This window comes from Pseudomonas sp. BIGb0278 (assembly GCF_024809895.1).
GTDB classification, from domain to species: domain Bacteria; phylum Pseudomonadota; class Gammaproteobacteria; order Pseudomonadales; family Pseudomonadaceae; genus Aquipseudomonas; species Aquipseudomonas shirazensis.
Genome location: NZ_JANUEL010000006.1, coordinates 209,204 through 230,140 on the forward strand (window position 1 = coordinate 209,204; position 20,937 = coordinate 230,140).

Below are 20,937 nucleotides of genomic sequence, written 5' to 3' on the forward strand. Positions count from 1 at the left end.
GCGTCGTGAAAAAACTGTTTACCGCCTCGCTGCTCGCCGCAGGCTTGACCCTGGGCAACCTGGCCCAGGCCGCGCCGACGCTGCTCAACGTTTCCTATGACGTGATGCGCGATTTCTACAAGGACTACAACGCCGCTTTCCAGAAGCACTGGGAAGCCGAGCACAAAGAGAAGATCAACCTGCAGATGTCCTTCGGCGGTTCGAGCAAGCAAGCGCGCTCGGTGATCGATGGCCTGCCGGCTGACGTCATCACCATGAACATGGCGACCGACATCAATGCCCTGGTCGACAACGGCAAGCTGGTCCCGGACAACTGGGTCACGCGCCTGCCAAACAACAGCGCGCCGTTCACCTCGGCCACCGTGTTCATCGTGCGCAAAGGCAACCCGAAAGCGCTGAAAGACTGGCCTGACCTGCTCAAGGACGGCGTCCAGGTGATCGTGCCCAACCCCAAGACCTCCGGTAACGGCCGTTACACCTACCTCTCGGCCTGGGGCTACGTGCTGAAAAACGGCGGCGACGAAAACAAGGCCAAGGACTTTGTCGGCAAACTGTTCAAGCAGGCGCCAGTGCTCGATACCGGCGGCCGGGCGGCTACCACCACGTTCATGACCAACCAGATCGGCGACGTGCTGGTCACCTTTGAAAACGAAGCCGAAATGATCGCCCGCGAATTCGGTCGCGATCAGTTCGAAGTAGTCTACCCAAGCGTATCGGCCGAAGCCGAGCCGCCGGTCACCGTGGTTGACAAGGTGGTCGACAAGAAGGGCACCCGCGCCGCCGCCGAAGAATACCTGAAGTACCTGTGGTCGCCACAAGGCCAGGAAATCGCTGCCAACAACTACCTGCGCCCGCGTGATCCAGCGGTACTGGCCAAGTACACCGACCGCTTCCCGAAAGTCGACTTCCTCTCGGTAGAGAAGACCTTTGGTGACTGGCGCACGGTGCAGAAGACCCACTTCAACGACGGTGGCGTGTTCGACCAGATCTACACCGGCCAGTGATCGACTGACGCTTGCCAGAGCAATCCGGGCCAGGCCATGGCCCGGATTGCATCGAACTTCCCTCGCCTTCGGCAATCAGTTCCTTGAGTAACCCCCCACGCCCGCCACGGCCCAAGGAGTACTCCAGTGCTGCGCTTGCTAACCCCGCTACTTCTCAGCCTGTTGCTGAGCACCTCACTCTACGCCGCTGACCCCGCGCCTGCCGAAGCTCCCGCCGAAGAACCTGCTCCGGTGTTGCAGGGTGGCTTGCTAGGTGCCCTAGCCGATGGCCTCGACAGTGCAGCCAAAGACCTCGACCTCGATGCCCATGTGCTGGACACCTGGCGCCTGCGCACCGACCGCGCCAGCAAAGAGGTGGAGCGTTTGGTCGACCGCCACTCGGGGCACGACGGCCTGCAACTGATCGGCGATTTTGTCCTGCTGACGGTAGCCTGGGCCGCCAGTTTCTCGCTGCTCAGCCTGCTCGGCCGCTGGCTCGCCGCCCGCTGCGCGCGCACCGCCCTGCTGCAACGGCGCAAGCGCCTGCGTGGCTTGCTGAGGTACTTGCTGCCCTATACCTTGCCGGCCCTGGCGAGCTTGCCGCTGACGCTGTATGCCAGCCGCTTTCTCGACCCGTCGATTGCCCGTGCACTCGGCCTGAGCCTGGCCTACGCGACCAGCAGCGGCCTGTTCTCGACTTCGATCATCCTCTGCCTGATCACCCTGTTCGATGCAGGCCACAAACGCCCTGCCGTCGCCGTGATCAGGCAGATGGCACCGCGTGCGTTGTTCATGATCGGCTTTCTCGCGGCCTGGAGCGACGCGCTGACCAGCCCGCAGATCGCTCGCCAGGTCGGCGGCAATATCACCGCCAGCATCGCCGTGATCACCGGCCTTATCGCCACCTTCATCTTTGCCAGCCTGGTCCTGCGCCTGCGCCGGCCGGTGGGTCACCTGATCCGCAACCGCGACCTGCATGATCGCCTGCACCACCGTGCAGTGCAGGAGACCCTGCGGATCTTCTCCAAGCTGTGGTACCTGCCGATCCTGATGATGATTCTGGTCTCGGCGATCAACCTGATCGGTGCCGGCGAAGAGAGCCAGAAAGCCCTGCAGAATGCCCTGCTGACTACCGTGCTGCTGGTGGCCACGCTGTTCCTCAGCACCCTGCTGCAACACCTGCTGGCGTCACGCAAGGTTGATACGCAGCAGAAGGTCCGCCCCTACAAGGAGCTGCTACGCAGCCTCGCCCATGCGCTGTTGCGCATCGCCATGGCGATTACCTTTATCGAGCTGCTCGGGCGCATCTGGGGTTTCTCGGTGATCGACTTTGCCCTGAGCAACCGCCTCGGCCAGGCCATCAGTAACTCGATTTCAAGTATCGGCCTGATCCTGCTGGTGACCTGGCTGCTGTGGGTGGTGCTCGACACCGCCATTCAAGAGGCGCTGAAGCCACCCGTCGGCAAGCGCAGCTCGCGCCAGCCCAGCACTCGCGTGCGCACCATCCTGCCGATGCTGCGCAATGCGGTGAAAGTTATCCTGGTAGTGATCTGCACCATCACCACCATGGCCAACCTGGGCATCAACGTTGCGCCGCTGCTGGCCGGTGCCGGGGTAATTGGCCTGGCCATCGGCTTTGGTTCGCAGCAGTTGGTGCAGGATGTGATCACCGGGCTGTTCATCCTGATCGAAGACACCATTTCGATCGGTGACTGGGTGGTGCTCGACTCCGGCCACGCCGGCACGGTCGAGAGCCTGACCATCCGCACCCTGCGCTTGCGCGACGGCAAGGGCTTCGTCCACTCGGTGCCGTTTGGCCAGATCAAGGCGGTTACCAACCAGTCGCGGCAGTTTGCCTATGCGTTCTTCTCGGTGCAGTTCACCTACGACAGTGACGTCGATCAGTCGCTGGCGTTGATTCACGAAGTGGGCAAGTCGATCAGCGAAGACCCACTGCTGCGGATCAACCTGCAAGGGCCGCTGCAGGTGTTCGGCGTCGACCGTATGGACCTTAACGGGTTCGTCCTGACCGCGCAGTTCCGAACCATTTCCGGTGGCCAGTACGCGGTCAGCCGAGCCTTCAACGAACGCCTGAAAAAGCGCGTCGATCAAACCGACAACGTCGCTTTCGCCCAGGTCTACCCGATGCCCGCCCAGGCCCGCGCATTGCCTGCCTGAAACCTGCCAAGCACTGTCGCCCTCGCTGTCGAGGGCGGCAGCTCATAGTTGGCGGAACACCAGCGCCTTCAAGCCACCCTCAGGATCAGCATCGGCAAACTCCGGCGGATTCTGCAGACGCTCGATGAACTGCAAGCCCGGTGCCTGTTCGGCCATGCCCTGGATCAGGAAGTCCGAGCCAATCGCCGGGTCGTTGACACACGCCAGCACCGTGCCGCCTGCGCTGAGCAACTCGGGCAAGCGGCGCAGGATTTTCGCGTAGTCCTGGGTCAGCACAAAGCTGCCGCGCTGGAACGTCGGCGGGTCGATGATGATCAGGTCATACGGCCCGTACTTGCGCACTTTGCCCCATGACTTGAACAGTTCATGACCCAGAAACGCCACCTGGCTCACATCATGGCCATTGAGCCGATGGTTCTCGCGTCCACGCGACAGTGCCGACTTGGCCATGTCCAGATTGACCACCTGAGCAGCGCCGTTGGCGATTGCCGCCACCGAGAAACCGCAGGTATAGGCGAACAGATTGAGTACCCGCTTGCCAGCAGCGTGCTCACGCACCCAGCGCCGGCCATAGCGCATGTCCAGAAACAGACCGTTGTTCTGGCGCACGCCCAGATCGAGCAGGTAGGTCAGGCCGTCTTCGACCACCTCACGCTGCTGCACCGGCTCGCCGAGCAACCACTGGCCGGGGCTGTCGGGCAGGTAACGGTGCTGAATCAAAATCGCCTCGCCGGTCCACAGTGGGCGCTCGGCCAGTGCCCGCAGCATCGCCTCGAGCTCAGCCAGCTGGCCCTCGGGTGGCTCGCGGAACAACGCCACCAGCAACACCCCCTGCAGCCAGTCGACCGTGATCTGCTCAAGCCCTGCCCAGCAGCGGCCACGGCCATGGAACAGGCGCCGGGTTTCCAACGGAGCCGGGTCGAGAGCGGTGAGCAGGTGCTGCTCGAGGGTATCAATCACGGAGGTCATGGGCGCGTCGCTGAGAATCAAAAGAGGGCATTCTACCCGCTTCAACTGCGCTCAGTCGCATGGGCTTGGCGCCGCTTTGCCCGGGGCGCGAAACCACCAGCCTTGTTGCATGCCGGCAGCGGCCAACAGAATCAACGCCACCCCCAGCCACTGCAACGGCGCCAGCCGATGGCCAAAGGCGAACCAGTCGATCAGGATCGCCGCAATCGGGTAGATGAACGACAGCGCGCCGGTCAATGCAGTCGGCAGACGTTGGATCGCGCTGTACAGCAGCACATACATCAGCCCGGTATGGACGATGCCCAGGGTCAGCAAACTGGCCAGCGCCGGCAGTTCAGCGGGCAACCCACCAAGCTTGACCCACGGCGCCAACAGGACGATGCCGGTGCTGACCTGGATCAGCGCGATCAAGTGCGGCGGCGTACCGCTCAGGCGCTTGATGATCAACGCCGCAACCGCATACAGCAACGCCGCCCCAAGGGCCAGGGCAATCCCCAGCAGATAGTCGCTGCCACTGCTCTGGCCGTTGCCGTGGGCACTGACGATGGCCAGCATGCCGACGAACGCCACCCCCAGCCAGCTCAGTTTGGCCAGGGTGATCTTCTCGCCGAGAAACACCGCAGCCAGGCCGACCAACAGAAACGGCTGTACGTTGTATACCGCAGTACCGATGGCAATCGACGCCCGCGAATACGAGGCGAACAGCAGCACCCAGTTACCGACGATGGCCACCCCGCTGACAATTGCCAGCAACACGGCGCCGCGGCTGATCACGCCGGACTTGAGCAGGCCCAGGCTCGCGCAGATCACCAGTAACGCCCCCGCGCCGAACACACAGCGCCAGAACACCACCTCCAACACCGGTTGCCCGGACACCAGCACGAACCAGCCAATCGTCCCGGAAATAAGCATGGCAACAATCATTTCCAGCGAACCACGGCGTATTGAACTGTCCATCGGCCACCTCCGTTGATGATGGCAACAGTATGACGAGGGCTGGCTGCCGCCTTCCAGCGGATAACCAAGGCAAAAATCGCCATTCACCTTTACGATCAAGGCAAATCAGAAGCTTTGCCTAACGAGGTACTTATGACCGATGCCATCGACCAACTCCTGATCACCGCCCTGATGGAGGATTCGCGCCGCTCGCTCAAGGCGTTGGCGCAGATCAGCGGGCTTTCGGCGCCCAGCGTCAGCGAGCGGCTGCGCCGGCTGGAAGAGCGCGGCGTGCTCCGCGGTTACACCGTCGAGATCGACCCGCGCTGTTTCGGCTATCAGTTGCAGGCGATTGTGCGCATCCGCCCACTGCCCGGCCAACTGCAGGAAGTCGAGCGCCAGATCATCGCGATTGCCGAGTTCACCGAGTGCGACAAGGTGACCGGCGAGGACTGCTTTATCGCCCGGCTGCATGTGCGCTCGATGGAGCAACTGGACAGCTTGCTCGACCGCATCAATGTCCTGGCCGAAACCAACACCGCGATCATCAAAAAGAGCCCGGTGAAACGCCGCCTGCCGCCGATGGCCGAGTGAGCGGCTTTCCTGCAGACCGGCACGGCCAGATTGTGCTGCTTATTTTTTGTACACAGGATTGTCACCTAAGGTGCCATTTTTGTGTGCACTTCTGGGAAGCACAGCACCAAGACGTTACACGCGCGGCGCGAGATAATTTGACCGATTGATCAGCAAACCAACTTGGTAAAAAATTTAAATTGTTCAAACGGTCAACTTATAAACAATTCAATTCAGTAAGTTAGCGATTTAAATAAAGAGTTCACGGAACTGCAATTTGTGAACTTGCACACCCGATGGCATGGAACTGGCTTTGCTGTGCTTGTGTTTTGTATACAACTTGAACAAAACCTAAATACACAACAACGCGCAGCGCCTGCCCCAAGCAGGCCGCAGCCTCCAGAACCCAGTGATGCCAAGGTTCAGCCGTGACCAGACGAGACCGTGCACTCTCGCCCCTCACTGCAAACTGCGCATCAGGAGCCGCCGGAATGAGTAGCAGCCTCGACCTTGCCCCTGAACTATCCGTCGCCAGCACCGCCCAGCCGTCAACCTTGACCGGCGCATCGCCGGCCCTCGAACTCAGCCCGCGCCTGCACAACCGCGACCTCGCGCCGACCCGTCTCGAGGGCCGACGCTGGGGCGGTTACAGCATCTTCGCGCTGTGGACCAACGATGTGCACAACATCGCCAACTACTCGTTCGCCATGGGCCTGTTCGCGCTCGGCCTGGGTGGCTGGCAGATTCTCCTGTCGCTGGCGATCGGCGCAGTGCTGGTGTACTTCTTCATGAACCTGTCTGGCTACATGGGGCAGAAGACGGGTGTGCCCTTCCCGGTCATCAGCCGCATCGCCTTCGGCATCCACGGCGCACAGTTGCCGGCATTGATTCGCGCCGTGATCGCCATCGCCTGGTTCGGTATCCAGACCTATCTCGCCTCGGTGGTACTGCGGGTATTGCTCACCGCCATCTGGCCGCAGGTGGCCGCATACGATCAAGACAGCATCCTTGGCCTGTCGAGCCTGGGCTGGGTGTGCTTCGTCGCGATCTGGCTGGTGCAGCTGGTGATCCTTGCCTACGGCATGGAAATGGTGCGCCGCTATGAAGGCTTCGCCGGCCCAGTGATTCTGCTGACAGTCGCGAGCCTGGCCGGTTGGATGTACTTCCAGGCCGACACACGCATCGCCTGGTCGGTGGCCGAGCCGCTGACCGGATACGAAATGTGGCGCAATATCTTTGCCGGTGGCGCCTTGTGGCTGGCGATCTACGGCACCCTGGTGCTGAACTTCTGCGACTTCGCCCGCTCATCGCCGTGCCGCAAGACCATCCGCGTCGGCAACTTCTGGGGCCTGCCAGTGAACATCCTGGTGTTCGCTGTGATCACCGTGGTGCTCAGCGGTGCACAGTTCAAGATCAACGGCCACATCATCGACAGCCCCACCCAGATCGTTGCGACCATCCCTAATACGCTGTTTCTGGTACTGGGTTGCCTGGCGTTCCTGATCGTCACCGTCGCGGTGAACATCATGGCCAACTTCGTCGCCCCTGCATTTGTCCTGAGCAACCTCGCCCCGCGCCACCTGAACTTCCGCCGCGCCGGCCTGATCAGCGCCACGCTGGCGGTACTGATCCTGCCGTGGAACCTCTACAACAGCCCACTGGTGATCGTCTACTTCCTGTCCGGCCTGGGCGCCCTGCTCGGCCCGCTGTACGGGGTGATCATGGCCGACTACTGGTTGCTGCGCAAAGGCCAGATCAACGTGCCTGAGCTGTACAGCGAGAACCCGGCTGGCGCCTATCACTACACCCGCGGCATCAACTGGCGGGCGATGGCGGCCTTCGCACCGGCGGCGCTGCTGGCCATCATCCTTGCGCTGGTACCCAACTTCCACGGCGTGGCGCCGTTCTCCTGGTTGATCGGTGCGGGCATCGCGGCTGCGCTGTACCTGCTGATTGCCCCGCGCAATCGCCAATACCACGACGTCAGCGGCGAGTGCATCGCCGTCGACCACAGCAGCCATTGATCAAGGAAGAATCTGCATGCGCATTCTTATCGTCAACGTCAACACTACCGCAGCCATCACCGAGGCTATTGCCGAGCAAGCCCGCAGCGTCGCCGCGCCAGGCACCGAGATCGTCGGTCTGACGCCGTACTTTGGCGCCGAGTCGGTGGAGGGCAATTTCGAAAGTTATCTGGCGGCCATCGCCGTGATGGACCGCGTGTTGGCTTACGACCAGCCCTATGATGCGGTGATCCAGGCAGGCTACGGCGAGCATGGCCGCGAGGGGCTGCAGGAGTTGCTCGATGTGCCAGTGGTAGACATCACCGACGCCGCCGCCAGCACCGCCATGTACCTCGGCCACGCCTACTCGGTGGTAACCACCCTGGACCGCACCGTACCGCTGATCGAAGATCGCCTGAAACTCTCCGGGCTGTATGACCGCTGCGCCTCGGTGCGCGCCAGCGGCCTGGCGGTGCTGGAGCTTGAAGAGAATCCGCAACGGGCGGTGGACGCCATCGTCGAACAGGCCGAGCGCGCTGTGCGCGAAGACAAAGCCGAGGTGATCTGCCTTGGTTGCGGCGGCATGGCCGGCCTCGACGAGCAGATTCGCCAGCGCACCGGGGTGCCGGTGGTGGATGGTGTCACCGCTGCGGTAACCATTGCCGAGTCGCTGGTGCGGCTTGGCCTGAGCACCTCCAAGGTACGCACCTACGCGACCCCGCGGGTGAAAAAAGTCGTCGGCTGGCCAATGCGCCTGGGCCGCTGATCAGCCCTGCCCGGCTCAGGTCGGGCAGGCCTTGTTGCCACCATCCAGACCCTGACGCACGTTACGGCTGAGCATGCTCGCCTTGCCGTCGTGCCAGGTCAGGGTAATCACATACAAACTGTCGAAATCCTCGTTGCTCCAGTCCTCGGTGATGACTCGCTCGTCACCCAGGGCCTTGCCGGCCACGGCATTGATCAGATCAGGCAGGTAACCGTGCGACCAGGCGGTGTAGACGGTGGCGTTGCGGTACTTATCGGTCAGCAACTCATCGGCCAGCTCGTCGTAGTCATTGGCGCCGAAGTCGATATTGACCGGCAGACCGAGGCGAATGGCGCTGGGGCTGATGGTCATCAGCGGGCGAATGTAGCTGTAGCGCTGATCTTGGCTACCCTCTTCGACGTGCCGCGAGGGGTTGGCAGCGAAGACATAATCGGCATCGCCGAACCGCTCCGGCAGCACACTGGCCAACTCGATGGCCCGATTCAGACCCTGGCAATTCAGCTGGCCAAGACCTTCGCCAGGCTTCTCTGCGTGGCGCAGAAACACCAGAGTCTGGGTGCCATCGACCGGCTCTTCATGGTTGTGCACCACGGCATAGGTCAGGGGCACCAGGACTGCCGCAAACGCAGTGGCAAGGTAGAGATGACGGCGTCGCAAGGACTGCAGCAACTTCATGGCGATGGACTCATCCGACAAAAGAAGGAAGGCGTCCGTGCCTGCATTTCGTGATCATCTGCACAGGCTGGCGAGCCAGCCGTGCAAGCGGGACCATCTTGACCTAGAAATGTGAACGAAATTCATTCGCCGGGGCAAACTTGCCGGGTGAAGTTGTTACAGTTTCAGTCGTCGCGGGTCAGCACTTCGAGCAATTCGATCTCGAAGGTCAGGTCGGAATTGACCGGAATCGCGCCGACGCTGCGCTCGCCGTAGGCCAGGTGCGCCGGCACCTGCAGCTTGCGCTTGCCGCCGACACGCATGCCCATCAGGCCCTGATCCCAGCCTTTGATCACCCGGCCGCTGCCGATCACGCACTGGAACGGCTTACCGCGCGACCAGGAGGAATCAAACTCGCTGCCATCGGCCAGCCAGCCGGTGTACTGGGTGGTGATCAATGCGCCCTTGACCACAGCCTTGCCGTCGCCTTCGAGCAGGTCGGTGATCTGTAATTCGTTGTTCATGAAGCTCCTTGGGAAAGCTGCGCTGCACTCAGATGAACACGCTGCCCTTGAGGTACAGCGCGCCGTGGCCGCTGATGATAACCCGGCCGTTGCCGAGCACCTCACAGTGCAACTGGCCTTTGCGCGCACCGCCCTGCTCGCAGCGCAGGCTGCTTTGGTCCAGACGCTGCGCCCAGTACGGTGCCAGCGAAGTGTGCGCCGACCCGGTCACCGGATCTTCGTTGACGCCCACCCGAGGGCCGAACCAGCGGGTGACGAAGTCAAAGCCGCGGCCCGGCGCAGTCACCGCAATACCGCGCACATCGAAGGCTGCCAACGCGGCGAAGTCCGGGCGCAGGGTCTCGATCAACGACACGTCGTCAATCGCCACCAGGTAGTCATCGCTGCGGTACACCTCACGTGCGCTGTCCAGACCGAGCGCCTCCAGCAAGCCTGGCGGGGTCGCTACCGGCTGCGGTTGCTTGGCCGGAAAGTCCATTTCCAGCATGCCGTCAGCGCCACGGCTGACCCGCAGCTCGCCGCTGCGGGTACTGAAGCGCAGCACCTCAGCCTGCTCGCCAAGTTGCTCGAACAACACCCAGGCCGAGGCCAGGGTGGCGTGCCCGCACAGGTCGACTTCCACCGCCGGGGTAAACCAACGCAGCTGGTAGCCGTCGCCGTGCTTGACGAAGTAGGCAGTCTCGGACAGGTTGTTCTCTTCGGCGATGCGCTGCAGGGTGGCATCGTCCAGCCACTGCTCCAGCGGGATCACTGCTGCCGCGTTACCGCCGAAAGGTTTGCTGGAAAAAGCGTCTACCTGAAAGATCTCGAGTTGCATGCAATAAGCTCCACTGTCCATGACTGGCCGGGTAAAAATTCAGCTGCGAACGGGGGTCAGCACCGGTTCGCCAGCAAAAAACGCCTGCAGATTGCGCAGCACCAGGGTCACCGTATCGCGTGCGGCCTCGGGCGACTGCCCGGCCACATGCGGGGTCAGCACGGTGTTGCCGAGTGCCTTGAAGGCGTCGGGTACATTGGGTTCGTCGTCGAATACATCGAGTGCCGCGCCAGCGATCCAGCCCTGCTCCAGCGCCTCGAGCAAGGCGGCGCTGTCGACCACACTGGCGCGGGCGATATTGACCAGGTAGCCCTCTGCACCGAGTGCTTTGAGCACATCGGCGTCGACCAGATGCTGCGTCGCAGCGCCGCCGGGTGTAGCAATCACGAGGATGTCGACCGCCTCGGCCAGACGCAGCGGGCTGTCGTACCAGGTGTAGGCAAGCTCTTTACGAGGTGTACGGCTGTGGTAGCTGACCGGCATGTCGAAGCCCAGCGACGCGCGTTTGGCAATCGCCTGGCCAACAGCACCGAGGCCGATGATGCCCAGGCGCTTGCCCGACACCGACGGGCTGATCACCCGGTTCCACTCACCGCGGCGAGTGCTTGCGTCAGCGTTGGGGATATTGCGCAACAAGGCCAGCAGCAGGGCCAGGCTGTGATCGGCGACTGCTGCAGCGTTGGCGCCGGCGCCGTTGGTGACGGTGATGCCACGAGCTGCAGCGGCGGTCAGATCGACCTGTTCATAGCCGGCACCGATCACACAGATGATCTGCAAGTGTGGCAGCGCCTGAATCTCGCTGGCAGTCAGACCAAGTGGGCCGCGGGTGAGCACCGCGTCGATCTCATCGGCCTGCTGAGCGATGGCCGCAGCGCGCAGCTGCGCATTCGGCGCACGAATCAGTCGATAGCCCGCCTGCTCCAGCAGCGGCAGGTAATCGTCGACGGTTTCAACCAGTACCAGGACTGTCTTGCTCATGCACCCTCCGGCTCTATGCGAGGAGGGATTATGCGGGGTCAGGGGCAAGTACAGTCAATCGAAGAATTGCCCTTCAACTGTACTGTACCGGCCCTGGTAGAGAGGTGCTGCAGATGCTTATTGCGCGAAGGCGCGACCCAGGCCACCCGGCACACCGCTGCTGTCGGTTTCCTGCCATGGACCTTCCGGGCTCAGCGACCAGCTCCAGCCGCCGTCATAGCGGTAATAGGTGCGCTGACGGTAGAAGGTGTTGGGTTTTTTCTCCAGCACATACACGCCCATTTTCGGGTCCCAGTGGCTGGCACCACCTGGCGGTGGCGCGAAGCTGGCCGAAGTGCGCGGCATGGCCTTCGGCGCTGCGGTTGGCTTGCTCGGCTGCGTACCCGGCTTGCTACCCGGCAATGGCGTGACCGCCGGCCCTTGGCGCGGCGGCACGCCTTCGACCGGTGGCAGCGGCTGCTGGACTGGCTCGCGCACCGTACACGCAGACAGACCCAGGGCCAGGGTGATCAGGGTCAAGCGGACGGCATGCTTCATGGTGGGCTCTCTTATTGGTCAGGGCTGTCGATTGTCAGGTGCTGAATGCCCGGCGTGCGATTGCTCATCGGCGCGCTCTGGCCGATCCATTCGCCATGAGTCGGCTGGCCTGCGCGGGACACCCGTGCAACCAGTTGGACTTCGGCAAAATCGGACAGTTTCATCTGCGCCATCATGGCATCAGCGTCTGACAGTTCAACTTCGATCGGCAGCTGGCCCACCGTCACCCGCTTGGCCGCCAACGGCATCGGCGGGCCGCTTTTGGCGCGGGCGAAGATGAACACCGTGTCGCTCGGTTGAACCTTGCCCTGCAGCGCTGTGGCCAGCTCGACCCGTACCTGCAAGCGCGCGGGTGATACAGCTGGTGCGGCCGCTTTGCCTGGCGCGGCGCTGAGCTTGTCGGCGGCGCGATCGATACCGCCCTGCAACGCGGCGCGCGAGGCATCACCCTCAGGCAATTGCGCCAGCAGGCGCTGCCAGTAGTCGATGGCCTCCTGGTAGCGTTCGCCTTCGAACGCGGCGATGCCGCGCAGGCCGAGGCTGGTGACTTCCTTGGGGTCAGCCTTGAGCGCTTCGTCGGTAAGCTCCTGCAGCTGTGCGCTCCATTGTTTGTCGGCAGCAAAGTACAGCGCCTGGGCCCACTGCCCGAGCAGCTCTGGCTGGCGACCAGCAAGGGCAACGGCACGCTCGAAGATCTTCGCCGCATCAGCCGGGCGCTGGTCAGCCATGTACGCACGACCGAGGAAGTACAGGCCTTCAGCTGAATCCGGCTGGGCCTGCACCGCGCGCTCGAGGCGGCTGGTCATCTCGTCCATGGTTTTCGGTGCCTGGGCAAACTCACGGGTCAGCTCGACCTTGTCCGCCGCACCAAAATGCAGATACAGCCCCACCGCCATCACCGGCACCAGCAACGCTGCCAACAGCGGTACCGCCCGCCCCAGATGACCCTGGCGCGGTTCGCCGGCGCCTTCGGTATCGGCCAGCAGTTCCCGCGCGGCTTCATCACGGCCGCTGGCCAGTTGCTCGGCATCGAGTACGCCGGCAGCCTGCTGCGCGCTCAGTTCGGCGACACGCTCCTGATACAGCGCCACGTTCAGGGCGGTACGGTCTTGTTCCTGCTGGCGGCCACGGCCACGCAGGATCGGGATCAGCAGAAAGCCGAGGGCGGCGAGCAACAACAGGCCCGCGCCAAGCCAGAATTCAGTCATGGGTAGCTTCTTTATCCAACAGTTTGGCGAGACGTTCGCGTTCTTCCACCGACAGCTGCGCGCTGCCGCTTGCCACCGGCTGCCGGCGCCGGCGGACAATCACCGCCAACATGACAAAGCCCCCCGCCAGCAGAATTGCCGGGCCGAACCAGAGCAGCCAGGTGCGCCCGCTCAAGGCCGGTTTGTAACGGACGAAGTCGCCATAGCGATCAACCATGAAGGCAACGATCTGCTGATTGCTCTGGCCTTCGCCGAGCATGCGGAAGATCTCCCGACGCAGGTCGGCGGCAATCGGCGCATTGGAGTCAGCGATGTCCTGGTTCTGACACTTGGGGCAGCGCAGCTCCTTGGTCAGTTGCTGATAGCGCTCGCGCTCGGCGTCGTCACGAAACTGATAGGTGTCGATCGCGGCCTTGGCCACGCTCACTAGGCTCAGGCCGAGCACGGCTGCTGCCAACCAGCGCTTCATGGCTTGGCCTCATCGACCAGGCCCTGGTACAGCGGCGCCAGCTGCTCGCGCCAGACCGTGGCATCGACGATGCCGACGTGCTTGTAGCGGATGATACCCTTGGCATCGATCAGAAAGGTCTCCGGCGCACCATACACACCAAGGTCCAGACCCAGAGTGCCCTGTTCGTCGCGGATATCCAGCTGATACGGATTGTGGAACTCGGCGAGCCACTTCAACGCCGCAGCGTTATCGTCCTTGTAGTTGACGCCATGGATGACCACGCCCTGCTCGGCCAGCGTGTTCAGGTAAGGATGCTCAACCTTGCACGACGGGCACCAGGTGGCCCACACGTTGACCAGCGCCGGCCGGCCGAGCAGGTCGGCCTGGGTCAGGCTGCGCTCGCCTTGGGTGGAGGCCAGCGAGAAGGCCGGGAATGGCTTGCCGATCATCGCCGACGGCAGCTCATCGGGCTTGAGGAACAAGCCCTTGTAGAGAAACACCGCCAGCAGTAGAAACACCGCCAACGGCAGGACCATCATCCAACGCTTCATGCAGTTGCTCCAGTCGCGCCGAGGGCTTCACGCACGCGGCTCTTGACCTTGACCCGGTAACGCCGGTCGAAGGCTGCCAGTAGCCCGCCCAGGCCGGTCAGCAGACCGCCCAGCCAGATCCAGCGAACATACGGTTTGATGTGCACGCGCACGGCCCAGGCGCCGTTTTCCAGCGGCTCGCCGAGGGCCACGTAGAGGTCGCGGGTGAAACCGGCATCGATCCCGGCCTCGGTCATCATCGACTGCTGCACGGTGTACAGACGCTTCTCGGGGTGCAGCACGCTGACCTCGCGACCGTCCTTGGAAACCCGCACGGTGCCACGGTCGGAGATGAAGTTTGGCCCTTCGAAGTGCTTGGCGCCTTCGAACAGGAAGTGATAGCCGCCAAGCTCGACCGTCTCGCCCGGCGCCATGCGCAGGTCGCGCTCGGCGCTGTTGTTGCTCGACAGCACCACGCCCAGGGCGCACACAGCCAGGCCCAGATGCGCGACCTGCATGCCCCAATAGCTGCGGGACAGGCCGCGCACGCCCTTGCCCAGGCCTTTGTGGCGGGTCTTGTCGAAGATGTCGCGCAGGCCGGCGAGCACTACCCACGCCGCCAGGGCAAAGGTCGCCAGCGCCGGCCAGTCGAAGTCATCGGCAATCAGCCCGGCAATCGGCGCCAGAATTGCGCTGCCAATCAATACCGGTGTGAGCATGCCCGCCAGCCATTTGCCCGGCGTGTCCTTCCAGCGCACCAGCACGCCGATCCCGAGCACCACCATCAGCAATGCCATCAACGGCAGGAACAGCGCATCGAAATACGGCGGGCCGACCGACAGTTTGGCCCCGGTCAGGGAATCGAGCACCAGTGGGTACAGCGTACCCAGCAGAATCATCGATGCAGCCACCACCAGCACCAGGTTGTTGGCCAGCAGCAATGTTTCTCGCGACCACAGGGCAAAGCCGACCTGGCTTTTCACCACCGGCGCGCGCAGAGCGAACAGGGTCAGCGAGCCACCCACGACAAACAGCAGGAAGATCAGGATGAATACACCGCGCTCCGGGTCGGCGGCAAAGGCGTGCACCGAGGTCAGCACGCCGGAGCGCACCAGGAAGGTGCCGAGCAGGCTCAACGAGAATGCGGCGATCGCCAGCAATACCGTCCAGCTCTTGAACACGCCGCGTTTTTCCGTGACGGCCAGCGAGTGGATCAGCGCGGTGCCCACCAGCCAGGGCATGAACGAGGCGTTTTCGACCGGGTCCCAGAACCACCAGCCGCCCCAGCCAAGTTCGTAGTACGCCCACCACGAGCCCAAGGTGATACCGACCCCGAGGAACGCCCAGGCGACGATGGTCCATGGCCGCGACCAGCGCGCCCAGGCGGCATCCAGGCGGCCACCGAGCAAGGCGGCGATAGCGAAGGCGAAGGCCACCGAGAAGCCGACGTAGCCCATGTACAGCATTGGCGGATGGACGATCAGGCCAAAGTCCTGCAGCAGCGGGTTGAGGTCACGGCCGTTGCCCGGCACCTGCGGCAACAGGCGCTGGAACGGGTTGGAGGTGACGATCAGGAACGACAAGAAGCCCACGCTGATCATGCCCATCACCGCCAGTACGCGGGCGAGCATGACTTGTGGCAACTGGCGCGAGAACACCGACACGGCGAAGGTCCAGCCGCCCAGAATCAATGCCCACAGCAGCAACGAGCCTTCATGCGCGCCCCACACTGCGCTGAATTTGTAGTACCACGGCAAAGCGGTATTGGAGTTGCTGGCAACGTACGCTACCGAGAAATTGTCGGTCATGAACGCATGGGTAAGGCAGCCGAACGCAAACACCAGAAAAGCGAACTGGCCCCAGGCGGCAGGTCGCGCCAGGCTCATCCACAGGCTGTCGCCGCGCCAGGCGCCGAGCAGCGGCACGCTGGCCTGAACCACGGCGAAACAGATCGCCAGGATCATCGCCAACTGACCCAGTTCGGGCACTATCAGGGCAGCATTCATGGCTTCTGCTCCGCGCCGCTGGCCGCCTGGCCGCTTTCCTTGAGTGCTTTGGTCACCTCAGGCGGCATGTACTTTTCATCGTGCTTGGCCAGCACTTCATCCGCCACCACCACGCCATCGGCATTGAGCTTGCCCAAGGCAACGATGCCCTGCCCTTCACGGAACAGGTCCGGCAGGATGCCGCGATAGGTGATCGGCACCGACTTGTTGAAGTCGGTGACCACAAAGCGCACGTCGAGCGAGTCAGCCGAGCGCTGCACCGAGCCCTTCTCGACCATGCCACCGGCGCGAATGCGCGTGTCCAGCGGCGCTTCGCCGGTGGCGATCTGGGTCGGGGTGTAGAACAGGTTGATGTTCTGCTGCAGGGCACTCAGGGCAAAGCCAACGGCGACGCCGACCCCGACCAGCAGGGCGCCGATGAGCAACAGGCGTTTCTTGCGCTGCGGATTCACTGATTGTTCTCCCGGCGCAGACGACGCGCCTCTTCTTGCAGATAACGACGGCGGGCCAACAGTGGTGCGGCGACATTGAGCGCCAGCACTGCCAGGCAAATGCCGTAGGCCGACCATACGTACAAGCCGTGGTGGCCCATGGCGAGAAACTCGCTGAACGAGGCAAAACTCACGATGCTGCCCTCCGACCCAGGCTGTTCAGCACTTCTTCACGTACCCAGCTGGCGCGGGCCTCGCGCTTGAGCACCTCAAGGCGCATGCGCAGCAGCAGCACAGCGCCGAAGAAGCAGTAGAAGCCAAGCCCGGTGAGCAGCAGCGGCAGCCACATTTCTGCGGGCATCGCCGGCTTTTCGGTGAGGGTGAAAGTCGCGCCCTGGTGCAGGGTGTTCCACCACTCCACCGAATACTTGATGATCGGGATGTTGATCACGCCCACGATCGCCAGCACCGCACAAGCCTTGGCCGAGCTGTCACGATTACTGATCGCCTGGCCCAGCGCAATGATGCCGAAGTATAGAAAAAGCAGGATCAGCATCGACGTTAGGCGCGCATCCCAGACCCACCAGCTACCCCAGGTCGGCTTGCCCCAGATGGCCCCGGTGACCAGCGCCACGGCGGTCATCCAGGCGCCGATGGGCGCCGCGCACTGCAGGGCAACGTCGGCGATCTTCATCTTCCACACCAGCCCGACCACACCAGCCACCGCCAGCAGCACATAGCATGACTGCGCCAGCATGGCCGCCGGCACATGGATATAGATGATGCGGAAGCTGTTGCCCTGCTGATAGTCCTGCGGCGCAAAGGCCAGGCCCCAGACCATGCCGACTGTCAGCAACAGCACAGCGGCCACCGTCAGCCAGGGCAGCATGCGCCCGCTGATGGCGTAGAACCATTTGGGCGAGCCGAGCTTGTGGAACCACGTCCAGCTTATTTTCATCAGGTACATCCGGTCTTGGCTGGGCCTTGAGCATTCTGCCGTAGGCCCAGATCTCGTTATTCGCCGACGCTGATCTTCAGGCCGGCCGCTATCGCAAAGGGTGCCAGGGTCACAGCCAGGGCAGTCAGGCTGGCCAGCCACAACAGGTGGCCAGTGGCGGGCATATTCTGCAACGCCGCTTGCAAGGCGCCACTGCCCAGGATCAATACTGGGATATACAACGGCAAAATCAGTAGCGCCAGTAACAAACCACCGCGTTTGAGGCCCACGGTCAGTGCCGCGCCTACTGCACCGAGCAGGCTCAGCACCGGCGTGCCCAGCAGCAGCGAGGCCAGCAGCACCGGCAGGCAGCTCGACGGCAGGCCCAGCATCAGCGCCAGCAGCGGCGCCAACAATACCAGCGCCAGCCCGGAAAAGATCCAATGCGCCAGCACCTTGGCCAGCACCAACAACGCCAGTGGATGCGGCGACAGCACCCATTGCTCCAGCGAGCCGTCTTCAAAATCGCTGCGAAACAAGCCGTCCAACGACAGCAGTACCGCAAGCAGCGCGGCTACCCAGACCAGGCCAGGCGACAAGGTTTGCAACAATTGCGTCTCGGGGCCGACGGCAAGGGGGAACAACGCCACCACAATGGCGAAAAACACCAACGGGTTGGCCAGCTCGGCCGGGCGGCGGAACAGCAGGCGCGCTTCGCGGCGCAACAACAGGACGAATACACTCATGCGGCCCACTGCCCCACATTCAGTTCACGGTAGCCGGCAGGCTTGAGCGTGAGACTGTGGTGCGTGGTCAACACCACTGTGCCGCCCGCCTCGCAATGCGCGGCCAGGTGCGCTTCAAGCTGCGCAACGCCCTGTTTGTCGAGGGCGGTGAACGGCTCATCGAGAATCCACAGTGGCGGCCCGGCCAGGTACAGCCGCGCCAGCGCCACCCGCCGCTGCTGGCCGGCAGACAGGGTGTGGCAGGGCACATCTTCAAAACCGCGCAGGCCGACTGCGGCCAGGGCCTGCCAGATCGCCTCGACACTGGCCGGCTGATGTAGCGCGCAGAGCCAGGCGAGGTTCTCTTCGGCCGTGAGCAAATCCTTGATGCCCGCCGCATGACCGATCCACAGCAGGACGCTGGCCAGTGCCTGCGGCTGCTCGGCCAACGGCTGGCCATTGAGCTGGATCTGCCCGGCGGTGGGCTGCATCAGCCCGGCCAACAGCCGCAGCAGGCTGGTTTTGCCGCTGCCGTTGGGGCCGCTGATCTGCAGCATGTCGCCTGGGCCCAGCTGAAAATCCAGGTGTTCAAACAGCAGGCGCCAGTCGCGCTCGCACGCCAGGCCGGTGGCTCGAAGGTCAAGGGTCACGGTACCGCCTTATTCTGTGTGGAGCCTGAGTCTCAAGTCGCCCCCTGGCCTGCCGTTATACTGACAGTGGTGGGCGGCGTGGCCGGCATTATTACACGCGCCGCCGCGCTGCCAAGAGGGCTGCTTCGACAGGTTGTATACAATCATGACTGAAATCAATAGTCTCGGCGCACAAAGCGCAATCGCCCCGCAGGCAGCCAAAGCTGCCATGACCGGCGAACTGCTGCGCCTGCTGCAACCGCAGCCCGGGCTGATCGCGCCCGGCGAGACTGCCAAGGCCGAGGTCATGTCGCTGCGCCAGCTTGGCGTCGACTTCCAGTTGCTGCTGCGCCTGACTGCCGCCAACGGTACTCAGACCCAGGTCCAGACCACCGCCAGCCAACCATTGGCTCCGGGCAGCCAGCTGCTGCTGAGCCAGGCCGACAGCAATCGCCTGGCAGTCATGGTGCAGCAAGCCAACGCCAACAATGTCAGCACCCTCACCCGCCTCGACACCAGCCAGGTGCCGATCGGTACCCTGCTGCAGGGCAAGGTCCTGAGCAACCAGGCATTGCCAGTCAACCCCGGTGAAACTGCCAGTTTTCGCGCGTTGGTCAGCCTGCTCAACAGCAGCCAGGCCGGCGCCACCCTGAGTATCGACAGCCCGCGCCCGTTGCCGGTGGGCAGCCTGCTCAGCGCTTTGGTGCAGGGCGACCAGTCACTGCGCTTCGTGCCGTTGAGCGGGCGTCAGGATCAGTTGCTGATCAGCCAGCAACTGGCCAACCAGCAGGCTCGGCAAGCTTCGCTGCCCGGTGTGCTCAGCGCATTGCAGCAGCTCGCCAGCGATCCCGACACGGGCAGCCTACTGCGCGCCAGCGCCGAGCGCCTGCTGGCTAGCCTGCCGGATGCGCGCCAGCTCAGCGATCCCAAAGGCGTGGCGCAGGCATTGAGTAACAGTGGTGGTTTTCTTGAGGCGAAGCTGTTGGCCGGTTTGCCTGCGGGTATCGCCCCAGACCTCAAAGCGCAGTTGATCAGGCTGGTTGCGCAGGCGCTGCCGAACGCCGCCAACCCCATGAGCAACCCCACCGTTGCTGCCAATACTTTGGCGCAGGTGATGCCCGGCTTCGCCCGCAGTGCACTGGGCATGCTTGACCGGGTCAGCCCCCGACCGCAACCAGGCAGTTTCCCGCTACCGTCACGGTTGCTGCAGAGCCTGGAGCAGGAAGGCGATCTGGAGCAACTGCTGCGTCTGGCTGCGGCTGCCGTGTCGCGCTTGCAGAGCCACGCCCTGAGCAGCCTGCAACAGACCGGTGTGAGCGAAAACGGTAACCTGCAGACCACCTGGCAGGCCGAAATCCCGATCCGCCACGGCCAGGAGTTCATCCCTTTGCAAGCCAAGCTGCAGCGCGAAGAAACCCCGCAGCAACAGGCTGACGGCCAGCGCGAGCAACGCGATCCGCTCGAGTCGTTGTGGCGCATCGAGCTGGCCTTCGACCTGCCGCCGCTCGGCCCGTTGCAGGTGCAGGCGCAGCTCAGTCAGGGCCGCTTGTCCGGGCAATTGTGGGCGGAGCTTGCGCAGACCGCGCAATTGATCGACAGCCAACTGGGCAGTTTGCGCACACGCCTGCTTGATCGCGGTCTCGAAGTCGGTGACCTGCAATGCCACACTGGCACGCCGCCACAGGGTCCGAAAACACGTGTCGAACAACGCTGGGTGGATGAGACCGCATGAGTGACAAGCAATCACGTCAGGCCATTGCCCTGAGCTATGACGGTCAACAGGCACCGACATTGAGCGCAAAAGGTGACGATGAGCTGGCTGAGGCGATCCTGGCGATTGCCCGCGAGCACGACGTGCCCATCTACGAGAACGCCGAACTGGTGCGGCTGCTGGCACGCCTGGAACTGGGCGAGCAGATCCCCGAGGCGCTGTACCTGACCATCGCCGAGATCATTGCCTTTGCCTGGCAGCTACGCGGCAAGGTCCCGGTCGGGTTTGCCGAGGCTGATGCGACACCGCGCGACATCACCCCGCCCACTGCCCTGCTGGCGCCGCCGGCCAAACGTGGCTGAAATACAGCTAGGGGACCTGCCAGCAGACA

The 20,937-nt window shown here is 63.3% G+C and carries 23 protein-coding genes; 7 read left to right on the forward strand and 16 right to left on the reverse strand.

Annotated elements, in window-relative coordinates:
• The first annotated feature begins 5 nt into the window (after positions 1–5).
• Both M2396_RS19670 and M2396_RS19675 read left to right on the forward strand, forming a co-directional pair.
• Positions 6–1,004, forward strand: coding sequence for a sulfate ABC transporter substrate-binding protein (locus M2396_RS19670; RefSeq protein WP_150569750.1), 999 nt, complete (start codon positions 6–8; stop codon positions 1,002–1,004).
• 126 nt (positions 1,005–1,130) lie between these two features.
• Positions 1,131–3,161, forward strand: a complete 2,031-nt coding sequence (locus M2396_RS19675; protein WP_181088102.1) for a mechanosensitive ion channel family protein — start codon at positions 1,131–1,133, stop codon at positions 3,159–3,161.
• A 42-nt stretch (positions 3,162–3,203) separates the two neighbouring features.
• Here M2396_RS19675 and M2396_RS19680 read toward each other — a convergent pair whose 3' ends face one another.
• Positions 3,204–4,130, reverse strand: coding sequence for a class I SAM-dependent methyltransferase (locus tag M2396_RS19680; RefSeq protein ID WP_188035636.1), 927 nt, complete (start codon positions 4,128–4,130; stop codon positions 3,204–3,206).
• Positions 4,131–4,181: 51 nt separating this feature from the next.
• Positions 4,182–5,087, reverse strand: coding sequence for a DMT family transporter (locus tag M2396_RS19685; RefSeq protein WP_259077402.1), 906 nt, complete (start codon positions 5,085–5,087; stop codon positions 4,182–4,184).
• Between the two features lie 132 nt (positions 5,088–5,219).
• Here M2396_RS19685 and M2396_RS19690 point away from each other — a divergent pair, with 132 nt between their 5' ends.
• From M2396_RS19690 to M2396_RS19700, 3 genes are all read left to right on the forward strand, one after another.
• A complete protein-coding gene (locus M2396_RS19690; RefSeq protein WP_101317946.1) occupies positions 5,220–5,660 on the forward strand; it encodes an Lrp/AsnC family transcriptional regulator in 441 nt (146 codons plus the stop codon).
• 470 nt (positions 5,661–6,130) lie between these two features.
• Positions 6,131–7,663: an NCS1 family nucleobase:cation symporter-1 gene (locus M2396_RS19695; protein ID WP_101317944.1), complete on the forward strand. Its 1,533-nt coding sequence runs from the start codon at positions 6,131–6,133 to the stop codon at positions 7,661–7,663.
• Positions 7,664–7,679: 16 nt separating this feature from the next.
• Positions 7,680–8,408: an aspartate/glutamate racemase family protein gene (locus tag M2396_RS19700; protein WP_259077406.1), complete on the forward strand. Its 729-nt coding sequence runs from the start codon at positions 7,680–7,682 to the stop codon at positions 8,406–8,408.
• A 15-nt stretch (positions 8,409–8,423) separates the two neighbouring features.
• On the opposite strand, the gene M2396_RS19705 is transcribed toward M2396_RS19700, so the two are convergent.
• From M2396_RS19705 to ccmA, 14 genes are all read right to left on the reverse strand, one after another.
• On the reverse strand, positions 8,424–9,083 hold the full coding sequence (locus M2396_RS19705; RefSeq protein ID WP_150572706.1) for a histidine phosphatase family protein: 660 nt from the start codon (positions 9,081–9,083) through the stop codon (positions 8,424–8,426).
• 164 nt (positions 9,084–9,247) lie between these two features.
• Positions 9,248–9,586: an FKBP-type peptidyl-prolyl cis-trans isomerase gene (locus M2396_RS19710; protein WP_101317938.1), complete on the reverse strand. Its 339-nt coding sequence runs from the start codon at positions 9,584–9,586 to the stop codon at positions 9,248–9,250.
• Between the two features lie 28 nt (positions 9,587–9,614).
• Positions 9,615–10,403: a PhzF family phenazine biosynthesis protein gene (locus M2396_RS19715; protein WP_181088105.1), complete on the reverse strand. Its 789-nt coding sequence runs from the start codon at positions 10,401–10,403 to the stop codon at positions 9,615–9,617.
• 39 nt (positions 10,404–10,442) lie between these two features.
• The gene (locus M2396_RS19720; protein ID WP_101317934.1) at positions 10,443–11,381 is read right to left on the reverse strand and encodes a 2-hydroxyacid dehydrogenase; all 939 of its coding nucleotides are present in this window, start codon (positions 11,379–11,381) and stop codon (positions 10,443–10,445) included.
• 117 nt (positions 11,382–11,498) lie between these two features.
• Positions 11,499–11,918 carry a hypothetical protein gene (locus M2396_RS19725; RefSeq protein ID WP_181088107.1) on the reverse strand — a complete coding sequence of 140 codons (420 nt, stop codon included), beginning with the start codon at positions 11,916–11,918 and terminating at the stop codon, positions 11,499–11,501.
• Positions 11,919–11,929: 11 nt separating this feature from the next.
• Positions 11,930–13,126, reverse strand: coding sequence for a c-type cytochrome biogenesis protein CcmI (gene ccmI, locus M2396_RS19730; protein WP_259077409.1), 1,197 nt, complete (start codon positions 13,124–13,126; stop codon positions 11,930–11,932).
• Positions 13,119–13,595 (reverse strand): cytochrome c-type biogenesis protein, encoded by a 477-nt coding sequence (locus M2396_RS19735; RefSeq protein ID WP_101317928.1) that lies wholly within the window; start codon positions 13,593–13,595, stop codon positions 13,119–13,121. The genes ccmI and M2396_RS19735 overlap by 8 nt, the downstream gene beginning before the upstream one ends.
• Positions 13,592–14,128 (reverse strand): DsbE family thiol:disulfide interchange protein, encoded by a 537-nt coding sequence (locus tag M2396_RS19740; protein WP_150569757.1) that lies wholly within the window; start codon positions 14,126–14,128, stop codon positions 13,592–13,594. The genes M2396_RS19735 and M2396_RS19740 overlap by 4 nt, the downstream gene beginning before the upstream one ends.
• Complete coding sequence (locus tag M2396_RS19745) at positions 14,125–16,098, reverse strand: heme lyase CcmF/NrfE family subunit (RefSeq protein ID WP_178080824.1); 1,974 nt, start codon at positions 16,096–16,098, stop codon at positions 14,125–14,127. Before M2396_RS19745 ends, M2396_RS19740 begins: the two co-directional genes overlap by 4 nt.
• A gap of 11 nt (positions 16,099–16,109) precedes the next feature.
• Complete coding sequence (gene ccmE / locus M2396_RS19750; RefSeq protein ID WP_103436670.1) at positions 16,110–16,565, reverse strand: cytochrome c maturation protein CcmE; 456 nt, start codon at positions 16,563–16,565, stop codon at positions 16,110–16,112.
• Entirely contained in the window at positions 16,562–16,738 is a 177-nt protein-coding gene (gene ccmD / locus M2396_RS19755) for a heme exporter protein CcmD (protein ID WP_101317919.1), read from the reverse strand. The genes ccmE and ccmD overlap by 4 nt, the downstream gene beginning before the upstream one ends.
• Positions 16,735–17,502 (reverse strand): heme ABC transporter permease, encoded by a 768-nt coding sequence (locus tag M2396_RS19760; RefSeq protein ID WP_101317917.1) that lies wholly within the window; start codon positions 17,500–17,502, stop codon positions 16,735–16,737. The genes ccmD and M2396_RS19760 overlap by 4 nt, the downstream gene beginning before the upstream one ends.
• A 56-nt stretch (positions 17,503–17,558) precedes the next feature.
• Entirely contained in the window at positions 17,559–18,227 is a 669-nt protein-coding gene (gene ccmB, locus M2396_RS19765) for a heme exporter protein CcmB (protein WP_188035631.1), read from the reverse strand.
• The gene (ccmA, locus tag M2396_RS19770; RefSeq protein WP_259077414.1) at positions 18,224–18,856 is read right to left on the reverse strand and encodes a cytochrome c biogenesis heme-transporting ATPase CcmA; all 633 of its coding nucleotides are present in this window, start codon (positions 18,854–18,856) and stop codon (positions 18,224–18,226) included. The genes ccmB and ccmA overlap by 4 nt, the downstream gene beginning before the upstream one ends.
• Positions 18,857–19,001: 145 nt before the next feature.
• Here ccmA and M2396_RS19775 point away from each other — a divergent pair, with 145 nt between their 5' ends.
• Complete coding sequence (locus M2396_RS19775) at positions 19,002–20,567, forward strand: flagellar hook-length control protein FliK (RefSeq protein ID WP_188035630.1); 1,566 nt, start codon at positions 19,002–19,004, stop codon at positions 20,565–20,567.
• Complete coding sequence (locus M2396_RS19780; protein ID WP_150569760.1) at positions 20,564–20,908, forward strand: EscU/YscU/HrcU family type III secretion system export apparatus switch protein; 345 nt, start codon at positions 20,564–20,566, stop codon at positions 20,906–20,908. The genes M2396_RS19775 and M2396_RS19780 overlap by 4 nt, the downstream gene beginning before the upstream one ends.
• Positions 20,909–20,937 lie beyond the last annotated feature (29 nt).

What these genes read in the sequence shown, in the direction of transcription:
- M2396_RS19680 (WP_188035636.1), bottom strand. Translation starts at nt 4,130, where the DNA reads ATGACCTCCGTGATTGATACCCTCGAGCAGCACCTGCTCACCGCTCTC.
- M2396_RS19685 (WP_259077402.1), bottom strand. Translation starts at nt 5,087, where the DNA reads ATGGACAGTTCAATACGCCGTGGTTCGCTGGAAATGATTGTTGCCATG.
- M2396_RS19690 (WP_101317946.1), top strand. Translation starts at nt 5,220, where the DNA reads ATGACCGATGCCATCGACCAACTCCTGATCACCGCCCTGATGGAGGAT.
- M2396_RS19695 (WP_101317944.1), top strand. Translation starts at nt 6,131, where the DNA reads ATGAGTAGCAGCCTCGACCTTGCCCCTGAACTATCCGTCGCCAGCACC.
- M2396_RS19700 (WP_259077406.1), top strand. Translation starts at nt 7,680, where the DNA reads ATGCGCATTCTTATCGTCAACGTCAACACTACCGCAGCCATCACCGAG.
- M2396_RS19705 (WP_150572706.1), bottom strand. Translation starts at nt 9,083, where the DNA reads ATGAAGTTGCTGCAGTCCTTGCGACGCCGTCATCTCTACCTTGCCACT.
- M2396_RS19710 (WP_101317938.1), bottom strand. Translation starts at nt 9,586, where the DNA reads ATGAACAACGAATTACAGATCACCGACCTGCTCGAAGGCGACGGCAAG.
- M2396_RS19715 (WP_181088105.1), bottom strand. Translation starts at nt 10,403, where the DNA reads ATGCAACTCGAGATCTTTCAGGTAGACGCTTTTTCCAGCAAACCTTTC.
- M2396_RS19720 (WP_101317934.1), bottom strand. Translation starts at nt 11,381, where the DNA reads ATGAGCAAGACAGTCCTGGTACTGGTTGAAACCGTCGACGATTACCTG.
- M2396_RS19725 (WP_181088107.1), bottom strand. Translation starts at nt 11,918, where the DNA reads ATGAAGCATGCCGTCCGCTTGACCCTGATCACCCTGGCCCTGGGTCTG.
- ccmI (WP_259077409.1), bottom strand. Translation starts at nt 13,126, where the DNA reads ATGACTGAATTCTGGCTTGGCGCGGGCCTGTTGTTGCTCGCCGCCCTC.
- M2396_RS19735 (WP_101317928.1), bottom strand. Translation starts at nt 13,595, where the DNA reads ATGAAGCGCTGGTTGGCAGCAGCCGTGCTCGGCCTGAGCCTAGTGAGC.
- M2396_RS19740 (WP_150569757.1), bottom strand. Translation starts at nt 14,128, where the DNA reads ATGAAGCGTTGGATGATGGTCCTGCCGTTGGCGGTGTTTCTACTGCTG.
- M2396_RS19760 (WP_101317917.1), bottom strand. Translation starts at nt 17,502, where the DNA reads ATGAAAATAAGCTGGACGTGGTTCCACAAGCTCGGCTCGCCCAAATGG.
- ccmB (WP_188035631.1), bottom strand. Translation starts at nt 18,227, where the DNA reads ATGAGTGTATTCGTCCTGTTGTTGCGCCGCGAAGCGCGCCTGCTGTTC.
- M2396_RS19775 (WP_188035630.1), top strand. Translation starts at nt 19,002, where the DNA reads ATGACTGAAATCAATAGTCTCGGCGCACAAAGCGCAATCGCCCCGCAG.
- M2396_RS19780 (WP_150569760.1), top strand. Translation starts at nt 20,564, where the DNA reads ATGAGTGACAAGCAATCACGTCAGGCCATTGCCCTGAGCTATGACGGT.